Below are 23,926 nucleotides of genomic sequence, written 5' to 3' on the forward strand. Positions count from 1 at the left end.
GGGTTAATTCAATATACATAAAAAGAGGTGTAAGGATGGAGAAAACATTTATCATGGTAAAACCAGATGGGGTACAACGTAACTTAGTAGGAGAAATTGTAAGCCGTTTCGAAGCAAAGGGCTTTCAATTAGTAGGGGCAAAGTTAAAGCATATTCCTACCGAGTTAGCAGAACAGCACTACGGGGAGCACAAAGAAAAGCCTTTCTTTGGAGAATTGGTAGATTTTATTACCTCAGGTCCAGTTTTCGCAATGGTTTGGCAAGGAGAGAATGTAGTTAAGACTGCTCGCAATATGATGGGAAAGACCAATCCAGGCGAAGCTGCACCGGGAACAATTAGAGGTGACTTTGGATTGACAGTTGGAAAAAATGTCATCCATGGATCAGATTCATTAGAGAGTGCTGAAAGAGAAATTAATCTTTTCTTTAATGAAGAAGATGTGCTTCTATATGACAAGCAAGACAGTGCATGGATATATTAATAGATAAAAAGTGCAGAAATCAGTGGAGGTTAACCCCCCACTGATTTTTAGCAGCAGGGCATATAGTTAATATATCCTCTCTTTGTTTTGTTTCTACCCGTTTAACGCACAATGCGCTCAAGGGCTCATACCCACGTGGTGCTGCTAATTCTCAGTGGAGTTGTAAGCAAAATCACTGAGTAAAGTATCACTTTATTTGGCCAGCTTGTATTACTTTAGTGTAAAACCTCCGTTATTTACATAGCGGGGGGTTTTTTCAAAATGAGAGGAAGAGCCAACAAGATGAAAGACGACTATTACGATTTTATTGAAAAAATAAATAAAAGAATAGGAATAGAGCTTAGGTTATACAAGGAAACGCAAATGAGACGGCGAATTACTACACTAAGGGATAAAAGAGGTTACTCTTCATTTGGATTATATTATCAAGCATTGTTTTCTAATAAAGAACTGTTAGATGAATTTATTGATAGATTAACCATTAATGTATCTGAATTTTATCGGAACCCAAAGCGTTGGGATGTTCTTATTGAGAGGATTATTCCTATCCTATTAAAACAGAAATCTAAGATTCAAATATGGAGCGCGGCTTGTTCCACTGGTGAGGAGCCTTATAGCCTCGCTATGGCGATGAAGCATAACTTCCCTACCACCTCATTTCAAATATTGGCAACAGATATTGACGAAAACGCACTTAAAAAAGCGAAGAATGGGGTATACCTCGAGCAAGCATTAAAGGACTTACCAAAAGTTTATAAGGATAAATATTTTGTTGAACAAGAGAATATGTATCATATTGATCATTCGCTTAAGCGTTACATAACGTTTAAGAAACATAATTTATTAGCAGATATCTATCCAAAGAAAGTGGATTTAATTGTTTGCCGAAATGTACTTATCTACTTTACGGAAGAAGCAAAGAACCAAATATATCAGAACTTCTCTAAATCTTTGGAGGAACATGGTGTTCTATTTGTTGGTAGTACAGAACAAATCTTTAATCCAAATCAATTTGACCTATCGCTAATTGATACCTTCTTTTATCAAAAGTCTTAACCAAGTATACTACGAATTCTTAATATTAAAACAACATTTTTTGTTAGTATTTCTCACACAAGTAAAAAAAGATATGCTATAGTAATTAGAAAATCTTCAGCATTTTTAAATATTCATGCAAAGGAGAATGTGAATTGCGATACTTAACTGCAGGAGAATCACATGGAAAACAACTTACAACAATAATTGAAGGAATACCAGCTAGAATGCCAATTGTACAGGATGATATTAATCAGTCTTTACTACGCAGACAAGGCGGGTATGGCAGAGGGAAAAGACAACAAATCGAAAAGGATTTAGTTGAAATAACAGGTGGCATTCGCCATGGATATACGCTGGGTTCTCCTATTTCACTTGTTATTAACAATGATGACTTTAAACATTGGACAGATATTATGGGAGAAGACCCTCTTGAAGAGAATGCAAAGATACGACGAGTCGTTTCAAATCCACGACCCGGACACGCTGATTTAAACGGTGCATTAAAATATGGCCATCGTGACATGCGCAATGTATTAGAACGTTCTTCAGCAAGAGAAACTGCAGCAAGAGTAGCGGCCGGTGCTGTTGCTAAAACTCTATTAAAACAGCTTGGTATTGAAGTTGCAGGATATGTAAAAGAAATTGGTGGGATTCGCGCTCAGGAAATCGAAGGCTTAACGATGGATGAACGGATTTCACGTTCCCAAAATTCCCCTGTGATGGTGTTGGATAAGGATGCTGAACAACAAATGATTCAGGAGATTGATAAAGCAAAGAATGAAGGGGACACACTTGGAGGAGTATGCGAAGTATATGTGGAAGGCATGCCGGCTGGTGTTGGCTCTTATGTACACTATGATCGCAAGCTCGATGCAAGGCTGGCAAGTGCCGTTGTTAGTATCAACGCCTTTAAAGGGGTTGAATTTGGTATCGGATTTGATGCAGCCAAAATGCCAGGAAGTGATGTGCATGATGAAATCGCCTGGAACGAAAGCAAAGGATATCATCGTACATCTAATCGCCTAGGTGGATTCGAAGGTGGGATGACTTCGGGGATGCCACTTGTTATTCGAGGCGTAATGAAGCCGATCCCTACGTTAATGAAGCGACCTTTACAAAGTGTCAATATCGAAACAAAAGAAGCCTTTAAAGCTACGGTTGAGCGTTCTGATCCTTGTGCAGTGCCAGCTGCTTCGGTAGTAATGGAACATGTAGTTGCCTTTGAGCTTGCTAAGGCTATTACGGAACAATTTCCTAGTGATCAATTCTCTAACTTAAAGAAAGCAATAGACGAATACCGAGAAGAAATTAGGTGTTTCTAATGAAAGAAATTCTTATTCAGTCTTCTTCACATGCTTATAAGGTAATTATTGGTGAAAGATTGCGTTTCGAACTTAAGAATTATTTGAAAAAACAATATTCCTCCATTCTTATCATTACCGATGAAAAAGTTGGTTCCCTATATCTATCTGATATAAGAGATACTCTTTCAAATGAAAATGTTTTTGAGACGATCATACCAGTGGGTGAGCAATCAAAAAACATTGAAGAATACTACAGATTACATACGTTTGCATTATCGAATGGGCTGGATCGGAATTCTCTCATTATTGCATTAGGTGGCGGCGTTGTTGGTGATTTGGCTGGCTTTGTGGCTGCTACCTTTATGAGGGGGATTGATTACATTCAAGTACCTACAACCATTCTTGCTCACGACAGCAGTGTTGGAGGAAAGGTAGCAATAAACCATGAGCTGGGAAAAAATATGATTGGCAGTTTTTATCCGCCGACAGCAGTTTTTTATGATGTGGATACACTTTCCTCTCTAAGTGATCAAGAAATACGCTCTGGATATGCAGAAATTGTTAAGGAAGCACTTATACAGGATTCGGCTATGTTTCATTCATTAATGAACACTAATTTATCTGAAATGTCTTCTAAGAAATTACAACATTATATTTCCTTCGGCATTCATGTTAAAGCTCAAATCGTTGAAAATGACGAAAAGGAGATGGGAGCAAGAAAATATTTAAACCTTGGTCATACTCTCGGGCATGCCTTGGAAGCGAACTTAGGATATGGCGCATTGACACATGGAGAAGCTGTAGCAATAGGTTTATTATTTGCATTACATATAAGTGAAGATATTTCAAAGAAGGATTTAGGCTTCCACACTCTTTATCAGTGGATGGATAAGAACAACTACCCTTTATCCATCGATAAATGGGATTCAGAAGCAATCATTCAAACAATGAGATCAGATAAAAAAACTACTAATCATCAAATTCAAATGGTATTACTAGAGGATATAGGAAATCCAATAGTAAGAGTAATGAAAGATGAAGAAATACGCAATTATTTAAATACTTTTTATAGAAAGCTGGTGACAAAATGACTCGGGGGGTCAGAGGAGCAACAACAGTAGTTGAGAATGAAGAAAAAGAAATATTATCCAAAACAAAAATTTTAATACAAGAGATGATTCAAGCAAATACAATTCAAGCTTCGGATGTCTCCCATGTGTTTATTTCCGTTACTAAAGATTTAAACCAAGCTTTTCCAGCAAGCGTATTAAGGGATATACCTGGTTGGAAATACGTTCCAGTGATGTGTATGGCTGAAATCGATGTACCAAAAGGATTAGAAAAGTGTATTCGAATCATGATGGTTACAAATATAAACACTCCACAAGAAGAAGTGAAGCACATTTTTCAAAACGAGGCAGTCAAACTTCGCCCAGATTTAGTAAAGGGTGGAAAGGCGTGAAAAAAAATATTGTCGTTGCAGGGCTTGGTTTAATAGGTGGATCCTTAGCGAAGAGTATGATGCTGGCTGAGGAAAACCATGTTATTGGTTATGATGTCAACCAGGATTCGCTTGATTTTGCATTATTTAATGGAATTATTCATCAAGCAGCAAATGAATTTTTAAATGCTATTCAAGATGCTGACTTCATTATATTTGCAACTCCTATATCTGAAACAATTAGTTTGATAAATGAGTTAAATCAAACCTCATTGAAAAAAGATGTCATTGTTTCAGATGTTGCTTCTGTAAAAAGCTCTGTTATTAACACTGCTAAAGAACTTACGAACGAGCGAATTACCTTTATTGGCGGGCATCCGATGGCAGGCTCGCATAAAAAAGGGATAAGTGCAGCGAAAGCTCATTTATTTGAGAATGCAATGTATGTGCTAACACCAGCTTATCGCAGCACTCCAGAGAAGTTGTCTGCATTAAAAGAGATTTTACAAAACACGAAGAGTAATTTTGTAGTATTGAATGCTGAGGAGCACGATGAGATGACAGCCGTCATTTCTCACTTCCCACATTTAATAGCTTCGTCACTTGTTCACCAAGCAAGTAAGTGGCAAAACAAGCATGCCTTCTTGCCCAATCTGGCAGCTGGAGGTTTTAGAGATATTACTAGAATTGCCTCAAGTAATCCTGAGTTATGGCAGGATATCTTTTACCATAATAGACAAAAGGTATCTCAGTTATTGAAAGATTGGATTGAGGAAATGGCAAATATCAAAGAGTTGATAGATACAAACGAGAAAGAAAAGATGGTACATTTCCTTAAAGAGGCTAAAAACTATCGAGACGGATTACCAGATAAGTCTATTGGTGCAATCCCTTCGTTTTATGATATTTACGTTGATATCAGGGATCAGCCTGGGGCATTGGCTTCTGTAACACTGCTGTTGGCAAATAAAAATATTAGTATCAAAAATATTGAAATTCTCGAAATCAGAGAAGGTATTACAGGTGCGTTGCGTTTGAGCTTCTACTCAAAGAAAACGCAATTAAAAAGTATGGATATCTTACAACAGCATGGATTTGAAGCCATGATACAAGCATAATAGAATAAGGGAGGAGTGTATTCAATGGGTGAAATGACGTTAAAACCTTTTCCATACAGACTTTTCGGAGAAATACAAGTTCCAGGCGATAAATCGATTTCTCATCGAGCAGTTATCCTAGGTTCAATCTCAAAGGGAGTAACTAGGGTTACCAACTTTCTTGATGGAGAAGATTGTATGCGTACGATTAACGCATTCCGTGCAATGGGAGTAGAGATTGATAAACAGGGTTCCACAGTTAAGATAAATGGAAAAGGCATTGAAGGGTTACAAGAACCATCCGATGTATTATACTTTGGGAACTCAGGAACTACAACAAGACTAATGCTTGGAATCCTATCAGGATTGCCCTTTTTCTCAAATATTAGTGGAGATGATTCACTTTCTAAACGTCCAATGGACCGAGTAATCATTCCATTAAAAGAAATGGGTGCAACCATTGATGGCAGAAATAACGGAAATTTACTTCCACTAGCAGTAAGGGGTGGAACTTTAGCTGGTTTGGACTATACACTACCCGTAAAAAGCGCTCAAGTTAAGTCAGCCATTATATTAGCTGGACTATTAGCAGAAGGGGTAACAAGAGTAACGGAAATAGCGCAGACCAGAGACCATACCGAGAATATGTTAGAAGCATTCGGGGCCGATATTGAAAGGGATGGGTTAACTACAACTATTACCAATAATGCAAACTTGCAAGCCACAGACGTTCAGGTGCCTGGAGATATATCCTCTGCTGCGTTTTTCCTGTCTGCGGCGGCTATAATCCCTGATAGCGAAATAACATTGAAAAATGTCGGACTTAATCCCACACGTACTGGAATTCTCGATGTATTGAAAGCTATGAAGGCGAACCTCGAAATAAGTAATATTAGAACTGTTAGTGGGGAGTCGATAGGAGATATAACTATTAAAAGTTCAACATTAAAAGCAACAACTATTGAAGGAGATATTGTACCTCGCTTAATAGACGAGATACCAATTATTGCCTTACTTGCTACACAGGCTGAAGGTGTAACAGTAATAAAGGATGCAGAAGAACTAAAAGTAAAGGAAACAGACAGAATTGAGGCAGTGGTAGATGTATTATCCACACTAGGTGCAAGAATTAAAGCTACTGATGATGGGATGATTATTCATGGAAAAAAACCACTTAATGGTGGGCAAGTATCCTCTTATCATGATCATCGAATTGCCATGATGGCTGCGATTGCTTCTCTTATTGCATCAAATGATGTCACGATCGATGACGTTGATTCTATTTCCGTATCTTATCCTAGTTTTTTCGAACATTTAAACAGCATAAAAGGACCTGCATAATGTAGGTCCTTTTCGAATTAAATTAAAAGGATATGTGCTTAATACTAAGCTACAGCTGCTATTTATGTTATTCTTTTATTAAAGAAATACATAGCATAATAGAACGAAATTGTTCTTGGTTGCTTAGAGAAAGGATGTTCTCAATGGACACCATTACTAAAGCCTATCAACTCATCGAAGATCAACATGCAGAAGAGGCAGTGGATCTGCTTAATCGCTATGTTAAAGAGGCAAACGACAATGAGAAATTCATGATAGCACAAATGTACATACAGCTGGGATTTTATGAAGATGCAAGTGACTTGTTACATGAACTCTTAAATAAATACCCAACCGAAACAGAAATTAAGATAACATTAGCCGATATTTATATAGAATTGGAACAAGATGAACAGGCAATACAATTATTAGTAGAAATCAAAAAAGATGACCCCTCATATTTACAATCACTCATTCAACTTGCTGACCTTTATCAAGCACAGGGGTTATTCGAAGTTGCTGAACAGAAGCTTTTAGAAGCTAAAACCATTGCTCCTAATGAGTTGGTTATCGACTTTGCCTTAGGGGAGTTATATTTTTCAATTGGCGAATACCAACATGCCATTATATATTATGAAAAAGTAATCTTGGAAAAGGAAGAAATTGGTTCCATATCAATTAATAGTCGTTTAGGAGAAGCTTATGCAGCCTCAGGTGAATATGAAAAAGCATTAACCTATTTTAAAGAAGATGATAATACGGATCCTGACCGTTTGTTTAAATACGGATTTACTGCTTTCCAAGCGGATCGAATAGATATTGCTATTCATGCATGGGAGCATGTTATTGAACTGGATGCCTACTACCATACAGTATATTATCATCTTGCCAGGGCTTATGAAGAAGAAGGCCGAATAGATGAAGCTTTTGAGACAGCAATGAAAGGGATTAATATGGACGAATACCATAAGGAATTATACTTTCTTGCAAGCACTTTGGCGCATAAACTTGGACAAACTGAAAAGAGTATTGAATTAGTTAAACAATCTGTAGCGTTAGATGCAGACTATAAGGAAGCAGTGCTGTTTCTAGTGGAACAATATAAAAAGAACGAAGACCAAGAGGCAGTCATTGACCTCCTCTTGGAAATTAAAAAGATGGGGGCTGATGATTCCCTTTATGATTGGGAATTAGCCCGAGCCTACAATGAAAATGAATCTTATGATGATGCATTAAAATGCTACCAAGAAGCATATAATAGTTTAAATCAGGATAGTGACTTCGTGAAAGAATACGGTTATTTTTTAACTGAAGAAGGGAGGATACAAGAGGCAATTAGAGTCTTTCAGAATTATATGAGCTTAGAACCATTAGACGGGGAAGTTGAAGCGTTTTTAAATCGTTTAAGACTGTCACAAGACCAACTGTAGATTGGTTAAAATGATTAAATGAAGGAGGAAAAATTAATGAATACTCCTGTCTCCGTAAAAGAAAAAAAGAATTTTATCCAATGGTTTTTAAAACATTATCAGCTAAAGAAAAGGGAGAGTGTGTGGATTCTCAACTATATCTTAAACCATAAGCAAATTTTAGAGAATGTTCACTTTGTAAGAGATGTGAAATTTTGCCCAAGAGGAATTATTATGACATCACAATGTTCTTCAGAAGTTCCTTTTCGCTTTTATAAAAATCATTTAGTAACGACAGATGCGGAAAAATCATTTCATGACATTCGATTAAATCAGGACGAAGATTTATATATCCAGCTTAATTTTCTAAATTCGCAGCAAGATCCGAATTACGTAATAGTTCTCGAGGAAAATCCATTTGTCCCAGAAGATTACTTAATAACAAGCAAAGACAAAGTGCTGGCCAAACAGCTTTTGGAACAGACGCTGTTTGAATCGAAAAAGATAAAACTACAAAAAGAGATTGACTTGGCATTAGATGAATTAGATCAAGAAAAGTTTAAGAGTTTAGCTGATGAATTAAACCGTCTTGAGGCGGCTTATCTTAATCAACCTAAATTGCAAAAGCAATAGGTTGATTTTTTTTGATTATGTTTATTATAGAGAATTATGTCATTTTAAGTAAACGCTATCTTGCCAACTTTTTCTAATTAAGATAATATTGAATGTAGAAGTTCATTTACATAGAAGGGGGAGAACAGGATGCGGTGGCATAAAACAGATGTCTCTCAATACGTAGAAGCAAAGGAGTATATTGACTCCGCAGTAATCCCTTTGATTTCTTTAGACTTTAGTCTGGATATCGAGAAAAATGCCGCACAAAATGAAATCCTGGAAATATTAGCTAGTCAATTGGAAAGAGAGTTAACTGGCCGATTGATGCTAGTTCCTAGTTACTACTACATTAAAACAGGCAACCGGGAAGTGGAGATTAGTAGACTTAATAATTGGGTGGAACATATAAAAACCCAACCATTTAGACATGTGTTTTTCTTGACATTTGATTCAGCATGGAAAAAAGAAGAACAAGCATTACAAGGATCTCTAATTTGGCTGCCGGGAATACAATCAGGGGAAATTAATTCTAAAGAAATGCAAGGGATGGTACGAGAGCAAGTCGTTCAGATCGGTGAATTGATTCGATCATATTGGTAATAAACATAATATTTATAAAAGTAATTATTTCATACAATTGCTGGACTTGCTTTAAGGTTATTTATTGACCGAATAAATAGATTACGCTATCATTGGAATTGTCCTAGTATTTTGTAAAAATGTACATGTCTGTGATTACCTAAAAGGGGGGGAAGATTCATGAGCAACAAAAAGCAACAGGTATCCCGAAGACAGTTTCTTAATTATACGCTTACAGGTGTTGGGGGATTTATGGCAGCAGGGTTATTAGTTTCTCCTTTGCGTATGGCTATTGATCCTGTATTAAAACACTCATCTTCTGGAGATTTTGTGAATGTAGGAATTTCTGTAGATGAGATTAATGATACACCACAACGTATTGATTGGACTGTGGAACAAGTAGATGGCTGGTATAAATCGGAGCCAAGTCGTTCTGCTTGGGTTTATAAAGATGAGAATGGGGATGTAGTGGCATTGTCCCCGATCTGTACACACCTAGGCTGTGTTGTATCTTGGGAGGGCAGCGATCAGCACCCAGATCACTTCTATTGCCCATGTCACAATGGGCTATATACCAAAGACGGGGTCAATGTACCAGGAACACCGCCATTGGCACCATTACCTGTGTATGAACAAGAAATAAGAGATGGTATTCTATTCTTAGGGAATCCGATAGAAAGAGAGGGGGCGTAATAACTTATGTTGCAGAAAGTTTATGATTGGATAGATGAACGGATAGATATTACGCCTATTTGGCGCGATATTGCTGACCATGAAGTACCCGAACATGTTAATCCCGCTCATCACTTTTCCGCATTTGTATACTGTTTTGGCGGTTTAACATTTTTTGTAACCGTTATTCAAATTTTATCAGGTATGTTCCTAACCATGTATTACGTGCCGGATATTGAAAATGCTTGGAAATCAGTTTACTACTTACAAACAGAAGTTGCGCATGCGCAGATTGTACGTGGTATGCACCACTGGGGCGCTAGTGTCGTTATCGTTATGCTATTATTACATACATTACGGGTATTTTTCCAAGGGGCATATAAGAAACCTCGTGAGCTTAACTGGATAGTTGGAGTGTTGATCTTTTTTGTTATGCTTGGTTTAGGTTTCACTGGATACTTGCTGCCTTGGGATAATAAAGCATACTTCGCGACACAAGTTGGTCTCGAGATTGCTGGACAAGTTCCATTCATTGGAGAGCAATTGAGAATCTTATTAGCGGGTGATGCAACAATAGTTGGTGCACAAACTCTGACACGATTCTTTGCCATTCATGTGTTCTTCTTGCCAGCAGCTTTATTTGGACTTTTAGCTGTACACTTTATTCTAATTCGAAGACAAGGTATCTCAGGACCATTATAAAAAGGAGGGGAAAGCGAGATGCATAAGGGTAAAGGTATGAAATTTGTAGGTGATTCCCGAATCTCTGCAGAAAGAAAATCACAAATACCTAAAGATTATTCAGAGTATCCTGGCAGAACAGAAGCTTTTTGGCCCAACTTTTTATTAAAAGAATGGTTGGTAGGTGCAGTATTTTTAGTTGGATTTCTTACATTAACATTGATTCATCCTTCCCCATTGGAAGGAATGGCTGATCCAACTAATGCCTCCTATATACCATTGCCAGATTGGTACTTTTTATTCTTATATGAACTATTGAAATATCAATTTGCAAGTGGAGACTATATTCTATTAGGGCTTCTTGTCCTTCCAGGTTTAGCTTTTGGTGCGCTTCTTTTAGCGCCATTCTTAGATAATGGGCCAGGACGCAGACCAAAACAACGACCAGTTGCGGTTGGGATGATGATTCTTGCATTGGTTTCCGTTATTTTCTTAACATGGCAATCTGTTCATGTAGTCGACTGGGAAGCGCGCGGAGAAGCAAATAAACCTGTTCCTGAATCGGAAGTTGCGGTTGATACAGAGCATGAAGGCTATGCAGCCTATGAAGCAAACTGTATGACCTGTCATGGTGCCGAGTTAGAAGGTGGGTCAGCTGCTCCTACACTAGTCGGCATTGAATATACTGCTGAAGAGATTCAAACAATCGCTAAAGAAGGTACGGGCAATATGCCTGCCGGATTGTTTACTGGTTCTGATGAAGAACTTGAACAGCTTGCTGATTTTATAATTAGTGTGAATGAATCTGCTGCAGAATAATGATTTCAGTTAAAGAACACCTTGCCAAACATTTTGGTATAGGTGTTTTTTCTCTAAAGAGAGGGTAAATCCATGATTAAATACATATTACTTGATAAACGATTCTTAATTGCGTTATTTCTAATAAACTTTCTTGGAACCATTTATGGCTATATCTGGTACGAAAGCCAGCTTGCTATAACTCCTGATATATTCTTGATATTTGTACCGGATAGTCCCACCGCTACTCTGTTTTTTACTATCTTTTTATTTTTCTTTATTTTCAACAGAAATGTACCATATATAGAAGCGTTAGCAATTATCACTTTATTTAAATATGGAATTTGGGCAGTTGTGATGAATCTTCTTACATTAGTCGTCCAAGGAAACCTTCACTGGACTGGATATATGCTAATGGCTTCTCATTTAGCGATGGCCATACAGGGTCTTTTGTATGCTCCTTTTTATAAGATAAAGCTACGTCATATTGTAATTGCCGCAATATGGACCTTACATAATGATGTGATTGATTATGTGTTTGGGATGATGCCAATCTACTCTTCCCTAACCGATTATATGAGTGAGATAGGTTATTTTACATTTTGGCTTAGTATTTTGTCTATATTCATTGCGTACTATTTAACAATAAAGAAAAGGGATGTCCTATAAAATAATAGTGTTATTAACAAAACTCGTAACATATAATTATAAATAAAATAAGTATCTGCATGAGATAAAGTAACCTACGTTTCAATGCTGTCCATTCAGCATACCCTCTAATGCACAAGAGAAAAACGTGAGGTGATCTCTATGGAAAAGAGGAAGTTCTTGCAGAAAGTGTGGTTACTGGCATCGTTCATAGGGATTTTCATTATTTATCTATTCGGAATTATTACTATCCATGCTAATTCGTTACTAGTTACTGGAGAAGAAAAGACGTCTAATTTAACACCATTTATATGGTCCGTCCTCATAATCGGCGGAAGCATAGTAGTAGTATTATCCTATGTTAGTTGGAGAAAATACAAAGGCCAGAAAAGAAAAAAGCAGCGCGACAAAATAATTGACTAACCTTATATTATTGACTAAAATTGACCATAAGGACACTTAAATGGAGGAATGTAAATGCTAGGGTATATAATATATTTTGCTCTGTTAATTCTTATTCCCTTATGGGCACAAGGGAAGGTAAAAAGTACCTATAAGAAATATTCACAGAAACCTACCTCTTCCTATTTAACAGGTGTGGAGGTCGCTCGTAAAATTCTGGATGATAATGGGTTATACGATGTGCATATTGAAGAAACGAGAGGCATGTTATCAGACCACTACGATCCGCGTAAAAAAGTAGTTAGACTATCTACTGATAACTACCATGGTCGTTCTATGGCAGCATCAGCTGTTGCCGCACACGAAGTAGGGCACGCAATCCAAGATCAACAGGAGTATGCGTTCCTGAGATTTCGCAGTGCATTAGTACCAGTAGCTAATCTGGGATCGAATTTGTCAATGATTCTAATTATTGCCGGAATAATCTTTAGTGCTGCTGATTGGATTCTATTAGGAATCATCTTTATGTCTGCAGCTGTATTATTCCAGCTTGTTACACTGCCTGTTGAATTCGATGCTTCTAATCGAGCAATGGCACAGCTTGTTTCAAGTGGAGTGATCCGAAATAATGAAGAGCGGGAAACGAAGAAAGTGTTAAACGCGGCGGCAATGACTTATGTAGCGGCTGCATTAACAGCACTTCTAGAGCTTGGAAGATTTGTATTAATATACTTATCAACAAGAGAAGAATAGAAAAAGGATGGCGAATTGCCATCCTTTTTCTATTCTTCATTTAGTGGTTTTTTATTTTCGTCGAGCGTAAAACCTTCTCCTAAAACATCATGAACGGTCGTAACAGCAACAAATGCATGTGGATCGAGACTGTTAATGATACTTTTTAAGCGGAATAGCTCGTTTCTGGCAACGATACAATAAAGAACGTCACGTTGTTCTCCAGAGTAACTGCCTCGTCCATTTAATACAGTAACCCCACGATCCATATCTTTCATAATTTTTGCTGCAATTTCATTACTATGCTCTGAAATAATAGTGGCGCCTTTAGCTGAATATGCCCCTTCTTGCAATAGGTCAATTACTCTTGCTCCGACATAGACTGCAACTAAGGTGTACATTCCTTCTTGTAAGTCCAGAATTAAAAAAATGGAGGTGGTAATAACAACTAAGTCAAATAAAAACATGGTTCTACCCATGGTCCAACCAGCAAATTTATTGACAAGGCGGGCAATAATATCTACACCACCAGTTGTTCCACCATATTTAAATATAATTCCTAGTCCTACACCGATAAATACACCAGCAAATAAAGCAACTAATAGCATATCGTTATGCAGGTGAATTTGAAATTGATAAGTTTGGAAGATGCTTAAAAATACAGAAACTGCTACAGTACCAATAATCGTGTATAAAAATGTTCTTCGGCCGATGAATTTCCAGCCGATAATGAATAAGGGGATATTTAAGACTATATTAGAAATAGCTGGATCAATTTCCCATAGGAAATAAAGCAGTAACGTAATACCAGTAAATCCGCCCTCGCCAAGATTGTGCTGCATATTAAAATGAACGATACCAAATGAATATATAGCAGAGCCTAAAAGAATATATAAGATATTCTTAATTCTTAACCCGAAAACCATGTAAAACCCTCCAAACTTTTCCATTACCTTTAAATACTATTTCATTATAGTCATTTAATCCGTTTTGAACAAATGATTAGATAAACAACCTTCTGACCTGAGCTAATTTCTCGACTTAATACTTTTGGCTTGAAATCGTTTATAGTTCCAGTCTTGTTCCTTTAATGATAAAAGCATAGAGATTCAGATTAATTACCTCTAATGTAAAGTAAATGATTTGTCAAAAGAGTAACAATTAGCTAACATGAGAGAAGGAGAATAGTAGAACAGGAAGGAGTTAGCACTCATTATGACTGTCTATAACACAAAAGAAATTCAAGAAAGAGTAGATCTTTATATTTCACAATACAAAGAAGGTTATTTTTCTCCGCTTAGTATGGTTGCAAGATTAGCGGAGGAAACTGGCGAATTAGCAAGAGAAGTTAATCATTATTATGGGGAAAAACCAAAGAAAGATACAGAGAAAGAAAAATCTATCGAAGAAGAGCTTGGCGATGTTATTTTTGTGATCGCTAGCTTTGCAAACTCCTTAAACATTGATTTATCCGAATCCTTCAATTTGGCAATGACTAAATTTGAAACAAGAGATAAGGATCGATGGACGAAAAAGGATTGATTAGGGCATAAGAAACCTTAAACTAATACAGTACCAAGATTTTCACCACCTACTGTAGACAAAGGAGAAGTTTAAATGATAAATATAATAATTGCAGGACCACGTGGAAAAATGGGGAAAGCGGCTATTAACATGATTTGTGGAGAAGATACATTTCGCTTAGTGGCTTGTATAGATAGAATAAATAATGGTAAAACATTAAAGGAAATAGATGGTTTGCCAAATTTGGATATTCCTATTTATGATGATGCCGAAGTTTGTTTTCAATCGACGAATGCAGATGTATTTGTTGATTTGACAATTCCTGAGGTTGGATTTTTACATACAAAGGCAGCTATTAAACAAGGTATTCGCCCGGTGGTTGGTACTTCAGGCTTTACTTCCGAGCAAATTGCAGAGTTAAAACTACTAGTAAAAGATAATAACATTGGTGGTATCATTGCTCCTAATTTTGCAATCGGTGCTGTTCTAATGATGAAATTTGCACAAATGGCTGCAAAATATCTTCCAGATGTTGAAATAATTGAAAAACATCATGACAACAAACTCGATGCTCCTTCTGGCACTGCAATTAAAACAGCGGAGTTAATTCGTGAAGTAAGAGGATATAAGAAACAGGGTCACCCAGAGGAGAAGGAAACGATTAATGGTGCAAGAGGTGGAGAATTAGACGGTATGCGAATTCATAGTGTTCGATTACCAGGACTTGTTGCTCACCAAGAGGTCGTGTTCGGCGGAGCTGGGCAGACATTGTCCATTAAGCATGATTCGCTAAATCGCAGTTCTTTTATGGACGGTATTAAGTTTTCTATACATAAATCAATGGATTTAGATGAACTTGTATATGGATTAGAGAATATTATTTAAACTTTCAAGGAAGCGAATGATTTTATGAAAATTGGCATTACGTGTTACCCCACAGTAGGTGGTTCAGGAGTTATAGCGACCGAGTTAGGAAAAATGCTGGCGGAACTTGGGCATGAAATTCATTTCATCACCTCCAGTGTACCATTTCGACTTACGCGTATTCATCCACGAATTTTTTATCATGAGGTTGAGTTAAGTCATTATCCAGTTTTTCAATACCCCCCATATGACTTAGCGCTTACGTCAAAAATGGCTGAGGTCATCGATCAAGAAAAACTTGATATACTGCATGTTCATTATGCTATGCCACACGCTATTTGCGCTATTCTAGCCAGGGATATAGCAAAACAAGATGTAAAGATTGTCACCACTCTTCATGGAACTGATATTACTGTATTGGGAATAGACACCACTTTCAAGAGCATGATTAAACATGGCATTGAACAGTCCGATAGGGTTACCGCTGTTTCACAGAGTCTGGTTAATCAGACAAAGACGATGCTCCAAACCGAAAAAGATATCAAAGTCATATATAATTTTGTTAATGAGCATGAATACTATCGTAAGGAGCTTCCAGAGTTAAAGCAACAATATGAAATTGAAGACGACGAAAAGGTTCTTATTCATATTTCAAACTTTCGAAAGGTGAAGCGTGTGCATGATGTAGTGCATACATTTGCTGAGGTTAATAATAAAGTAAAAAGTAAGCTTTTGCTTGTTGGGGATGGTCCTGAATACACCTCGACTGTTCAACTCGTATATTCTTTAGGACTTGAGGAATCTGTTCTATTTTTAGGCAAGCAGAACAATATTAGTGAACTACTTTCTATTTCTGATTTATTATTATTAATGTCGGAAAAAGAAAGCTTTGGGCTAGTATTGCTAGAAGCGAATTCTTGTGGCGTCCCGTGTATTGCAACCAATGCTGGAGGAATTCCGGAAGTTATACATCACGAGCGAACTGGTTTTATAGTAGAGATTGGAGATATTTCTGCTGCCGCTAATTTTGCGCTTGAGTTATTACAGGACGAGGAGACATGGAATCGGTTTTCCGTTCAAGCTTATAATGATGCGGCAGAGAGATTTGAATCCAGTAAAATAGTTAATCAATACATCGCTTTATATGAAGAGCTTGTAAAGGAAATTGGGGAAAAATGATGCAAAATCAATGGTTTATGAATGCACTGCCAATCATTGAGACAATTGAAAAGCATGGCTACCAAGCGTTTTTCGTAGGAGGCTGTGTAAGGGATTTATTATCGGGGAGACCAATTGGCGATATAGATATTACAACTTCTGCCAAACCAGAAGTAATCCAGGAATTGTTTGATAAAGTCATTCCGGTTGGTATTGAACATGGGACGGTAATTGTACGCTATAATCAGGTAAGTTATGAAGTAACCACCTTTCGGTCAGAAGGAGAGTATTCTGACAATCGCCACCCTGATGAAGTGACTTTTATAGACGAATTGGATAAAGATTTAGAACGCCGGGACTTCACTATTAATGCTTTAGCGATGAACAAAGATGGAGAGATAATTGATCTATTTGGAGGCCAAGAAGACATCCAGCAGAAAATTATTCGAACTGTCGGGAATGCTTCAGAGCGTTTTAAAGAAGATGCCCTGAGAATGATACGCGCTTTAAGATTTTCAAGTCAGTTAGGTTTTCGGATTCATTCTAATACATTAAAGCAAATGACCACTTTAAGAAGTGATATTCAACATTTAGCGGTAGAGCGTATAGAAAAGGAATGCGCTAAACTTTTTGCAGGTGATTACGTATCTTATGGTGTCAATTATTTAGAGCAAACTGAAATATATCGTTATTTACCTGTGTTTTCTAAGTATCCAATTCTGATAGAGAAGGTGAATCCTGATCTGAATCCTTTATTATCGTTTGGAGAATGTATTGCTTATTTTCATTTACTTTTACCTGATGTTACGGTGAAAGAATGGATTAAATCCTGGAAGTGTTCCAATCAATTATTAAGAGAAGCAAATGAAATTGTTACTGCTTATCACCAGTATAACAATATTGGATTAGACAACTGGCTTGTTTATAATCTTGAGACTGACTTTTATGAAGGATTTGTTCGGGTTTCCAATTTAATGGGCAATAATAGAAAAGTTTCACTGGACAATTTATTCAAATTACAGAACGAACTGCCGATTCAATCCAGAAAAATGTTAGCGATAAATGGTAATGATTTAGTTGCCCTTTTTCCCGATGCTAAAAAAGGGCCTTGGCTGCAAAAGCTATTACGGGACATTGAAAAAGCTGTAGTTTATCGAGAAGTACCAAATTCGAAACAAGAGATAAAGGAGTGGATAAGATGCAATCCACCCGTAATAAATTAATTGATATACTATCGAATAATAGTGATACTTATATTTCAGGCCAAGCTATTTCCGAACAGCTTCAAATAAGCAGAAGTGCCATTTGGAAACATATGAAGGAATTAGAGAAAGATGGATATGTAATAGAAGGGAAATCTAAACGAGGTTATCGTATTTTAGAATACCCTAATAAGCTTAGTGGAAATACAATTAAATGGGGATTAGAGACAGAATGGCTTGGTAAAGAGATTATCTATAAAGATACACTAAAGTCTACGCAGATTTTAGCACATGAGCTTGCCCAAGGTCATGCACAACATGGAACAGTTGTTGTTGCTGGAGAACAAACCCAAGGACGAGGAAGAATGGATCATACTTGGGAATCATCTAAAGAAAAAGGAATTTGGATGAGCTTTATTTTGAGACCGGAAATTGCTCCAAATCAAGCACCGCAGTTGACGCTATTAGCTGCAACAGTACTAGCAGAAGTATTGCGAAGAGATGTTGGAGTGGTTCCGATGATAAAGTGGCCAAATGACCTATTAATTAACCGGAAAAAATGTGCAGGTATTCTGACTGAAATGCAAGCTGAACAGGATCAGATTTGGTATGTTGTATTAGGGATGGGTATTAATGTAAATCATACTCTAGATGACTTCCCAAAAGATTTACATTCGAGAGCCACCTCGTTAAAATTAGAAACAGATAAGACTTGGGAAATACGTGACCTTATACAAAAGATTTTGGTTACGTTTGAGAGAACATACAATACATACCTGGATAACGGCTTTTCAGTGATAAAAGAAAGATGGGAAAAAGATGGATTTCGGATTGGAGAGCAAATTAAGATTAAAACGTTGAGAGACAAGTGGGAAGCACCTTTCCTTGGAATTGCAGAGGACGGGGCACTACAAACAAAAACACCAAACGGTGAAGAAACAAAGCTATATTCAGCCGAAATTGATTGGTTCTCTTAATAGATAACGGGTATGGTAAGATTTAGAAAGTTAGGTGGATATATATGGATAAATTTGTTGTCATCGATTTAGAGACAACTGGTCATTCTCCAGCAAAGGATGATAAAATCATAGAAATCGGTATCGTTGTAATTGAAAACAACCAGATTACCGATACGAAAACAACTTTTTTTAATCCGGATCAATCTATTCCACCTTTCATATCGAATTTAACAGGAATAACCGATGCAGATGTAAAGAATGCACCTTTCTTTCATGAAAAGGCAGATAACATCGTTCATATCTTTGAGGACAGTTATTTAATTGCTCATAATGTTCCTTTTGACTTAGGATTTTTAAATGCAGAGTTAGAAAAAAATGGTAGATCTAAGCTAACTAATCCAGTGATTGATACGGTCGAGTTATCAAGAATTTTGTATCCGGAAGCTCCAAGCTATAAGTTAGGACAGTTAGCGGAATTTCTTGATATCAGGCATGACGATCCTCACCGTGCTCTGTCAGATGCGTATGTAACAGCTAAATTATTCTTAAAACTATTGAAAAAGCTACATTCACTTCCATACGAGACCGTCAATGGCATGCTTGAATTAGAAAATATGCTTCACTCCGATTTATATGAGCTATTGTATGAAAGGCAGCAGGCACTTGCTTTTTCTAATGATGAAGAGAATATAGAAAGCTTTCAGGGTCTGGCTTTTCGTAGAATAGATGTAGAAAAAACGGAGAAAGAGAGCCTAGATGAATCCTTTGGAACACTTCTAGATGACATATATGAAGAAAATGGAGTGCTGTCGCAACATATTCCGAATTACGAGAAAAGATCTGGCCAACGAGAGATGTCTGAAGTTATATTTGACGCTTTTCACGGGCATTCACATGCTTTAATTGAAGCAGAGACAGGTACAGGTAAATCATTAGCCTATTTAATTCCTGCAATTTATGATGCAGTAAAAACGAAACAACGAATTGTCATAAGTACCTATACGACTCAGCTGCAGTCTCAATTAATTGACCATGAAATTCCATTAATAGAAAAGTTATTTCCATTCTCGTTTCGAGTAGCTATTTTAAAAGGCAAGAATCACTATATAAGCCTTGAAAAGTTTGCACATGAACTTTTCTATCCTTCAGAGAACAATTATGACATTGCATTAACGAAAGCGATGCTACTTGTATGGCTTACTGAAACAGTTACTGGGGATATCGAAGAACTAAATTTACCTTCTAGCGGATTTATGTTCTTTAAGAAAATTTCAACAGAAGCGGAAGGAATGATGGATCCACAATCGCCGTGGTTTTCAAAATCTTATTATCAAAAGGCTAGAAAAAAAGCAATGCAAGCAGACATTATTATTACGAACCATGCTTTATTATGTACCGATATGTTTAATGATTATTCATTTATACCGAACTATAAGCGAGCAATCATTGATGAGGCTCATCACTTTGAGGATACAGCTGCTCATCATTATGGCCTTAAGCTCGATTATAATCATATTCAATACTTATTAAATCATATTGGACATAAAGAAGAAGGAAAAATGTTTGGCAAATTAATTGCTCGTTTTTCAGAGTTTCATGATCAACTTCCCATTGATAATTGGGATAATATATTGGATGAGCTTAAGTTTGAAGTGGAGGAATTATTTCGCAGTCTTTATGAGTTTGTCGCAAATAAACGATCCAATTCCAACTCCATCAGTGATATAGGAAGGCTGCAATGTCGTTTAGATGAGCTGGAGCAGGAAGAGGTATGGAACTTCTTAGAAGAAAGGGTAACAAGAATTACTTTTTTCATACGTGATTTAATTCATATTTTAGCGATGATAGAACAAGTTCTTGAGCTTAATGAAGCACTTGATAAATTTGATAAAGATGATATGAACGGAATGACAGTAGTACTGCAGGATTTAATTGATGGATTTGAACAATTATTCCTTGTAGAAGATGTGATACCTCAAGTGAAGTGGGTAGAAGCAGATACAAAAGGAAGCCGAAACGCCGTTTATCTATACAGTGAGCCAACTGATGTTTCTACATTGTTAGGTTCCACTTTCTTTGAGCAGAAAGAAAGTGTTGTATTAACGAGTGCTACGCTAACAATGGACAAATCGTTTAACTTTATTCAGGAGCGATTAGGGATTTCATCAGAACGATTGTTTACCAAAAAAATCGATTCTCCGTTCTCTTATGAGAATCAAGTCCAACTAATGATTCCAAATGATTTCCCAGATATTAAATTTGGAAAGATGGATGATTATATTTATGCTACTTGTGAAGCTATTCTTTCGCTAGCGGATATAACAGATGGAAGAATGCTTGTTTTATTTACTTCTTATGATATGTTGAAAAAATCATATAACTTGCTTAAGGAAACAATGGATCTCGATCAATATGTGTTAATTGGTCAAGGAATAACTAGTGGAAGCAGAGCAAGACTGAAGAAAAACTTCCAAACCTTTGAAAAAGCGATTTTACTGGGAACAAGTTCTTTTTGGGAAGGTGTAGATATACCAGGGGAAGATTTATCTTGTTTAGTGATTGTTCGTTTACCTTTTCAACCGCCTAAACATCCTGTATATGAGGCGAAGGCCAGACATTTAGAAGAACAGGGAAAAAATGCATTTATGGAGTATTCATTGCCAAATGCAGTTATCAAGTTCAAACAAGGCTTTGGTCGATTAATTCGTGCAAATAATGATCGGGGTATAGTGTTTGTTTGCGATGCAAGAATCAAAAAAACAAGATATGGGCGGTATTTCACTTCATCCATTCCTGCAGTTCCTATTACGTATGATTCTACGGTCCGTATTATGGAAAAGGCAAAACAATGGTTCTAATTGAAAGTGGATTCGGTTATGATTTTGCGTAAAAAAATGAATTAAAACACAAAAAATACTGATGCAAATAAATCACATCAGTAGTATAGTAAAATAATGGTATGGGTTTTGAATGTTGTTGACTATTTAAATGAGCAAAACATAGGGATAAGTAATTTTACTACATCTTGTTCATATCAACTCAACGTAGTTCTATTATGAGCATATAGCAGAGATACTATGTGTAACAAGTTTTGATAAAACAGGAAGCAAGTGATTTGGAGGGGAAAACATGGATAATAATAAAATTGAAACATTATCAACGATAAGAATTCAGTATTCCCAAGACCTGTATAAGATTGTTGACTTATTAAACCGAACTTTAAAGGAAGATGATTTAATGTTTGGATTAGCATTGGATGATGAAAATGAAGAAGAAGCTATTTTCACTATCTACAGGACCTAGTTGGCTTAAAATCGTCTCTCTTTCCATAAGTGTTTTGCTTATCATTGCTATTGTATATGGGATATATTTATATAATACGATTTACGATTCAAAAACGGTTGGTTTTAATGAGACGGTAAATACCATTATTGAACAGACATCCATCTCGGATGTAACTAGTGTGGAAAGATTTCATGGGGATGAGGCTTACCATGTAGTTCTTGGTGAAACAGAAAAAGGGGAAGAACAAATTATTTTCTATCCTTTAGAAGGTAAAGAGAAAAACATCACCTCCGTTCCTACTTCAGAAATATTGCCTAAAGATGCAATACTTCAAGATTGGTACAATTCCTGTGACAGCTGTAAATTTGTCAGAATAACACCCGCCATTTTGGAGGATGACGTTCTATGGGAAATTGCCTACTATACAGAAGACGGAAGATATGGATTGGATTACATTTCTATGTATGATGGTACATTACATGAGCAGTATTTTTTCAGAAAGATGTTTAATTAGGGAGGAGCAAGTAGGATGCAATTAGCAAATCGAGTAAAAACATTGACACCCTCTTCAACATTAGCAATTACAGCAAAAGCAAAACAGCTAAAGCAAGAAGGGCATAACGTCATCGGTTTAGGTGCTGGTGAACCTGATTTTAATACTCCGGATTATATATTAGAGGCTGCTGCAAAAGCTATGAACGATGGAATGACAAAATATACACCAGCTGGTGGAACACTTGAATTAAAAAAGGCAATTGCTGCCAAGCTTGAGAGAGACAATCAATTAACTTATGATTTAGATGAGATTATCGTTACTACTGGAGCTAAACATGCGCTTTATACTTTATTTCAAGTTCTTTTAAATGAAGGTGATGAAGTAATTGTCCCTGCTCCTTATTGGGTAAGTTATCCCGAACAAATTAAACTTGCCCAAGGCACACCTGTTATCGTAAAGGCAATTGAGGAAAATGAATTTAAACTTACTCCAGATTTATTAGAATCTGCAATTACATCGAAGACAAAAGCTGTAATACTTAATTCACCAAGTAACCCTACAGGTATGATGTATAGTAAAGATGAATTAAAGGCGCTTGGAGAAGTATGTTTAAATCATAATTTATTTATTGTATCTGATGAAATTTATGAAAAACTGATATATACGTCTGAAAAGCATGTTTCCATTGCTTCTATCTCACAAGAATTAAAGGAATCAACCATAGTAATTAATGGGGTTTCTAAATCACATTCTATGACAGGTTGGAGAATTGGCTATGCGGCTGGGCCAAAGATGATTATTAAAGCAATGACGAATTTAGCTTCTCATTCCACTTCTAATCCTACCTCTATTGCGCAATATGCAGCACTTGCTGCTTACGAAGCAAATGACGATGCAGTAGAAGAAATGAAGGAAGCATTTGCCCAACGTTTAGATGTTTTTTATACTTTATTAAACGATATTCCCGGAATAACGTGCCAAAAGCCTAAAGGAGCCTTTTACATTTTTCCGAATGTAAAAGAGGCAGTAGCTGCGAATGGTTTTTCAAATGTGGATGATTGGGTAGAAGCGATTTTAGAAGAAGAGAAAGTAGCTCTTGTTCCCGGTTCAGGTTTTGGGTTCCCAGATAATGTGCGTGTGTCTTATGCGCTCGCATTAGAGGATATCGAAGAAGCTGCAAAACGAATAAAACGATTTGTACTGAACCATCAATAATGTAA

26 protein-coding genes are annotated in these 23,926 nt (G+C 36.7%); 25 read left to right on the forward strand and 1 reads right to left on the reverse strand.

Going from position 1 to position 23,926, the window contains the following annotated elements:
• Positions 1-35 precede the first annotated feature (35 nt).
• From ndk to D8M04_RS02800, 16 genes are all read left to right on the forward strand, one after another.
• Positions 36-482 (forward strand): nucleoside-diphosphate kinase, encoded by a 447-nt coding sequence (ndk, locus tag D8M04_RS02725; RefSeq protein ID WP_121521172.1) that lies wholly within the window; start codon positions 36-38, stop codon positions 480-482.
• 261 nt (positions 483-743) lie between these two features.
• Entirely contained in the window at positions 744-1,538 is a 795-nt protein-coding gene (locus tag D8M04_RS02730) for a CheR family methyltransferase (RefSeq protein WP_281277105.1), read from the forward strand.
• Positions 1,539-1,672: 134 nt separating this feature from the next.
• Complete coding sequence (aroC, locus tag D8M04_RS02735; protein WP_121521174.1) at positions 1,673-2,842, forward strand: chorismate synthase; 1,170 nt, start codon at positions 1,673-1,675, stop codon at positions 2,840-2,842.
• Complete coding sequence (gene aroB, locus D8M04_RS02740) at positions 2,842-3,915, forward strand: 3-dehydroquinate synthase (RefSeq protein ID WP_121521176.1); 1,074 nt, start codon at positions 2,842-2,844, stop codon at positions 3,913-3,915. The genes aroC and aroB overlap by 1 nt, the downstream gene beginning before the upstream one ends.
• Entirely contained in the window at positions 3,912-4,286 is a 375-nt protein-coding gene (aroH, locus tag D8M04_RS02745; protein ID WP_121521178.1) for a chorismate mutase, read from the forward strand. The genes aroB and aroH overlap by 4 nt, the downstream gene beginning before the upstream one ends.
• Positions 4,283-5,383, forward strand: coding sequence for a prephenate dehydrogenase (locus D8M04_RS02750; protein WP_121521180.1), 1,101 nt, complete (start codon positions 4,283-4,285; stop codon positions 5,381-5,383). Before aroH ends, D8M04_RS02750 begins: the two co-directional genes overlap by 4 nt.
• A 33-nt stretch (positions 5,384-5,416) precedes the next feature.
• Complete coding sequence (gene aroA, locus D8M04_RS02755; protein ID WP_121521688.1) at positions 5,417-6,703, forward strand: 3-phosphoshikimate 1-carboxyvinyltransferase; 1,287 nt, start codon at positions 5,417-5,419, stop codon at positions 6,701-6,703.
• 143 nt (positions 6,704-6,846) lie between these two features.
• Positions 6,847-8,112 carry a tetratricopeptide repeat protein gene (locus D8M04_RS02760; protein ID WP_121521182.1) on the forward strand — a complete coding sequence of 422 codons (1,266 nt, stop codon included), beginning with the start codon at positions 6,847-6,849 and terminating at the stop codon, positions 8,110-8,112.
• Positions 8,113-8,148: 36 nt separating this feature from the next.
• The gene (locus tag D8M04_RS02765; protein ID WP_121521184.1) at positions 8,149-8,724 is read left to right on the forward strand and encodes a ReoY family proteolytic degradation factor; all 576 of its coding nucleotides are present in this window, start codon (positions 8,149-8,151) and stop codon (positions 8,722-8,724) included.
• Between the two features lie 129 nt (positions 8,725-8,853).
• Positions 8,854-9,306 carry a YpiF family protein gene (locus D8M04_RS02770; RefSeq protein ID WP_121521186.1) on the forward strand — a complete coding sequence of 151 codons (453 nt, stop codon included), beginning with the start codon at positions 8,854-8,856 and terminating at the stop codon, positions 9,304-9,306.
• Between the two features lie 159 nt (positions 9,307-9,465).
• Positions 9,466-9,978 (forward strand): QcrA and Rieske domain-containing protein, encoded by a 513-nt coding sequence (locus D8M04_RS02775; protein WP_121521188.1) that lies wholly within the window; start codon positions 9,466-9,468, stop codon positions 9,976-9,978.
• Between the two features lie 6 nt (positions 9,979-9,984).
• The gene (gene qcrB, locus D8M04_RS02780) at positions 9,985-10,659 is read left to right on the forward strand and encodes a menaquinol-cytochrome c reductase cytochrome b subunit (protein ID WP_121521190.1); all 675 of its coding nucleotides are present in this window, start codon (positions 9,985-9,987) and stop codon (positions 10,657-10,659) included.
• An 18-nt stretch (positions 10,660-10,677) separates the two neighbouring features.
• Entirely contained in the window at positions 10,678-11,457 is a 780-nt protein-coding gene (locus tag D8M04_RS02785; protein ID WP_121521192.1) for a menaquinol-cytochrome c reductase cytochrome b/c subunit, read from the forward strand.
• Between the two features lie 72 nt (positions 11,458-11,529).
• Positions 11,530-12,105 (forward strand): lipoprotein heptaprenylglyceryl N-acetyltransferase LhaT, encoded by a 576-nt coding sequence (lhaT, locus tag D8M04_RS02790; protein WP_121521194.1) that lies wholly within the window; start codon positions 11,530-11,532, stop codon positions 12,103-12,105.
• A gap of 141 nt (positions 12,106-12,246) precedes the next feature.
• Complete coding sequence (locus D8M04_RS02795; protein WP_121521196.1) at positions 12,247-12,507, forward strand: sporulation protein YpjB; 261 nt, start codon at positions 12,247-12,249, stop codon at positions 12,505-12,507.
• A 54-nt stretch (positions 12,508-12,561) separates the two neighbouring features.
• Positions 12,562-13,239, forward strand: coding sequence for a zinc metallopeptidase (locus tag D8M04_RS02800; RefSeq protein ID WP_121521198.1), 678 nt, complete (start codon positions 12,562-12,564; stop codon positions 13,237-13,239).
• 29 nt (positions 13,240-13,268) lie between these two features.
• Here D8M04_RS02800 and D8M04_RS02805 read toward each other — a convergent pair whose 3' ends face one another.
• Complete coding sequence (locus D8M04_RS02805; protein WP_121521200.1) at positions 13,269-14,144, reverse strand: YitT family protein; 876 nt, start codon at positions 14,142-14,144, stop codon at positions 13,269-13,271.
• Positions 14,145-14,433: 289 nt separating this feature from the next.
• Here D8M04_RS02805 and D8M04_RS02810 point away from each other — a divergent pair, with 289 nt between their 5' ends.
• The 9 genes from D8M04_RS02810 to D8M04_RS02850 all read left to right on the forward strand — a co-directional run bounded on the left by D8M04_RS02810 (position 14,434) and on the right by D8M04_RS02850 (position 23,921).
• Positions 14,434-14,760 carry a nucleotide pyrophosphohydrolase gene (locus D8M04_RS02810; RefSeq protein ID WP_121521202.1) on the forward strand — a complete coding sequence of 109 codons (327 nt, stop codon included), beginning with the start codon at positions 14,434-14,436 and terminating at the stop codon, positions 14,758-14,760.
• A 75-nt stretch (positions 14,761-14,835) separates the two neighbouring features.
• Complete coding sequence (gene dapB, locus D8M04_RS02815; protein ID WP_121521204.1) at positions 14,836-15,627, forward strand: 4-hydroxy-tetrahydrodipicolinate reductase; 792 nt, start codon at positions 14,836-14,838, stop codon at positions 15,625-15,627.
• Positions 15,628-15,651: 24 nt separating this feature from the next.
• Positions 15,652-16,785, forward strand: coding sequence for an N-acetyl-alpha-D-glucosaminyl L-malate synthase BshA (gene bshA / locus D8M04_RS02820; RefSeq protein ID WP_121521206.1), 1,134 nt, complete (start codon positions 15,652-15,654; stop codon positions 16,783-16,785).
• Positions 16,785-17,987 (forward strand): CCA tRNA nucleotidyltransferase, encoded by a 1,203-nt coding sequence (locus D8M04_RS02825; protein ID WP_121521208.1) that lies wholly within the window; start codon positions 16,785-16,787, stop codon positions 17,985-17,987. Before bshA ends, D8M04_RS02825 begins: the two co-directional genes overlap by 1 nt.
• Positions 17,963-18,943 (forward strand): biotin--[acetyl-CoA-carboxylase] ligase, encoded by a 981-nt coding sequence (locus D8M04_RS02830; RefSeq protein WP_121521210.1) that lies wholly within the window; start codon positions 17,963-17,965, stop codon positions 18,941-18,943. The genes D8M04_RS02825 and D8M04_RS02830 overlap by 25 nt, the downstream gene beginning before the upstream one ends.
• Before the next feature lie 44 nt (positions 18,944-18,987).
• Positions 18,988-21,783 carry an ATP-dependent DNA helicase DinG gene (gene dinG / locus D8M04_RS02835; protein WP_121521212.1) on the forward strand — a complete coding sequence of 932 codons (2,796 nt, stop codon included), beginning with the start codon at positions 18,988-18,990 and terminating at the stop codon, positions 21,781-21,783.
• Between the two features lie 271 nt (positions 21,784-22,054).
• Entirely contained in the window at positions 22,055-22,228 is a 174-nt protein-coding gene (locus D8M04_RS02840) for a YpmA family protein (RefSeq protein ID WP_121521214.1), read from the forward strand.
• Entirely contained in the window at positions 22,191-22,724 is a 534-nt protein-coding gene (locus tag D8M04_RS02845) for a cell wall elongation regulator TseB-like domain-containing protein (RefSeq protein ID WP_121521216.1), read from the forward strand. The genes D8M04_RS02840 and D8M04_RS02845 overlap by 38 nt, the downstream gene beginning before the upstream one ends.
• Before the next feature lie 15 nt (positions 22,725-22,739).
• Positions 22,740-23,921, forward strand: a complete 1,182-nt coding sequence (locus tag D8M04_RS02850) for a pyridoxal phosphate-dependent aminotransferase (protein WP_121521218.1) — start codon at positions 22,740-22,742, stop codon at positions 23,919-23,921.
• The last annotated feature ends 5 nt before the right edge of the window (positions 23,922-23,926 follow it).

It is taken from the genome of Oceanobacillus piezotolerans (assembly GCF_003665065.1).
Lineage (GTDB): Bacteria > Bacillota > Bacilli > Bacillales > Amphibacillaceae > Oceanobacillus > Oceanobacillus piezotolerans.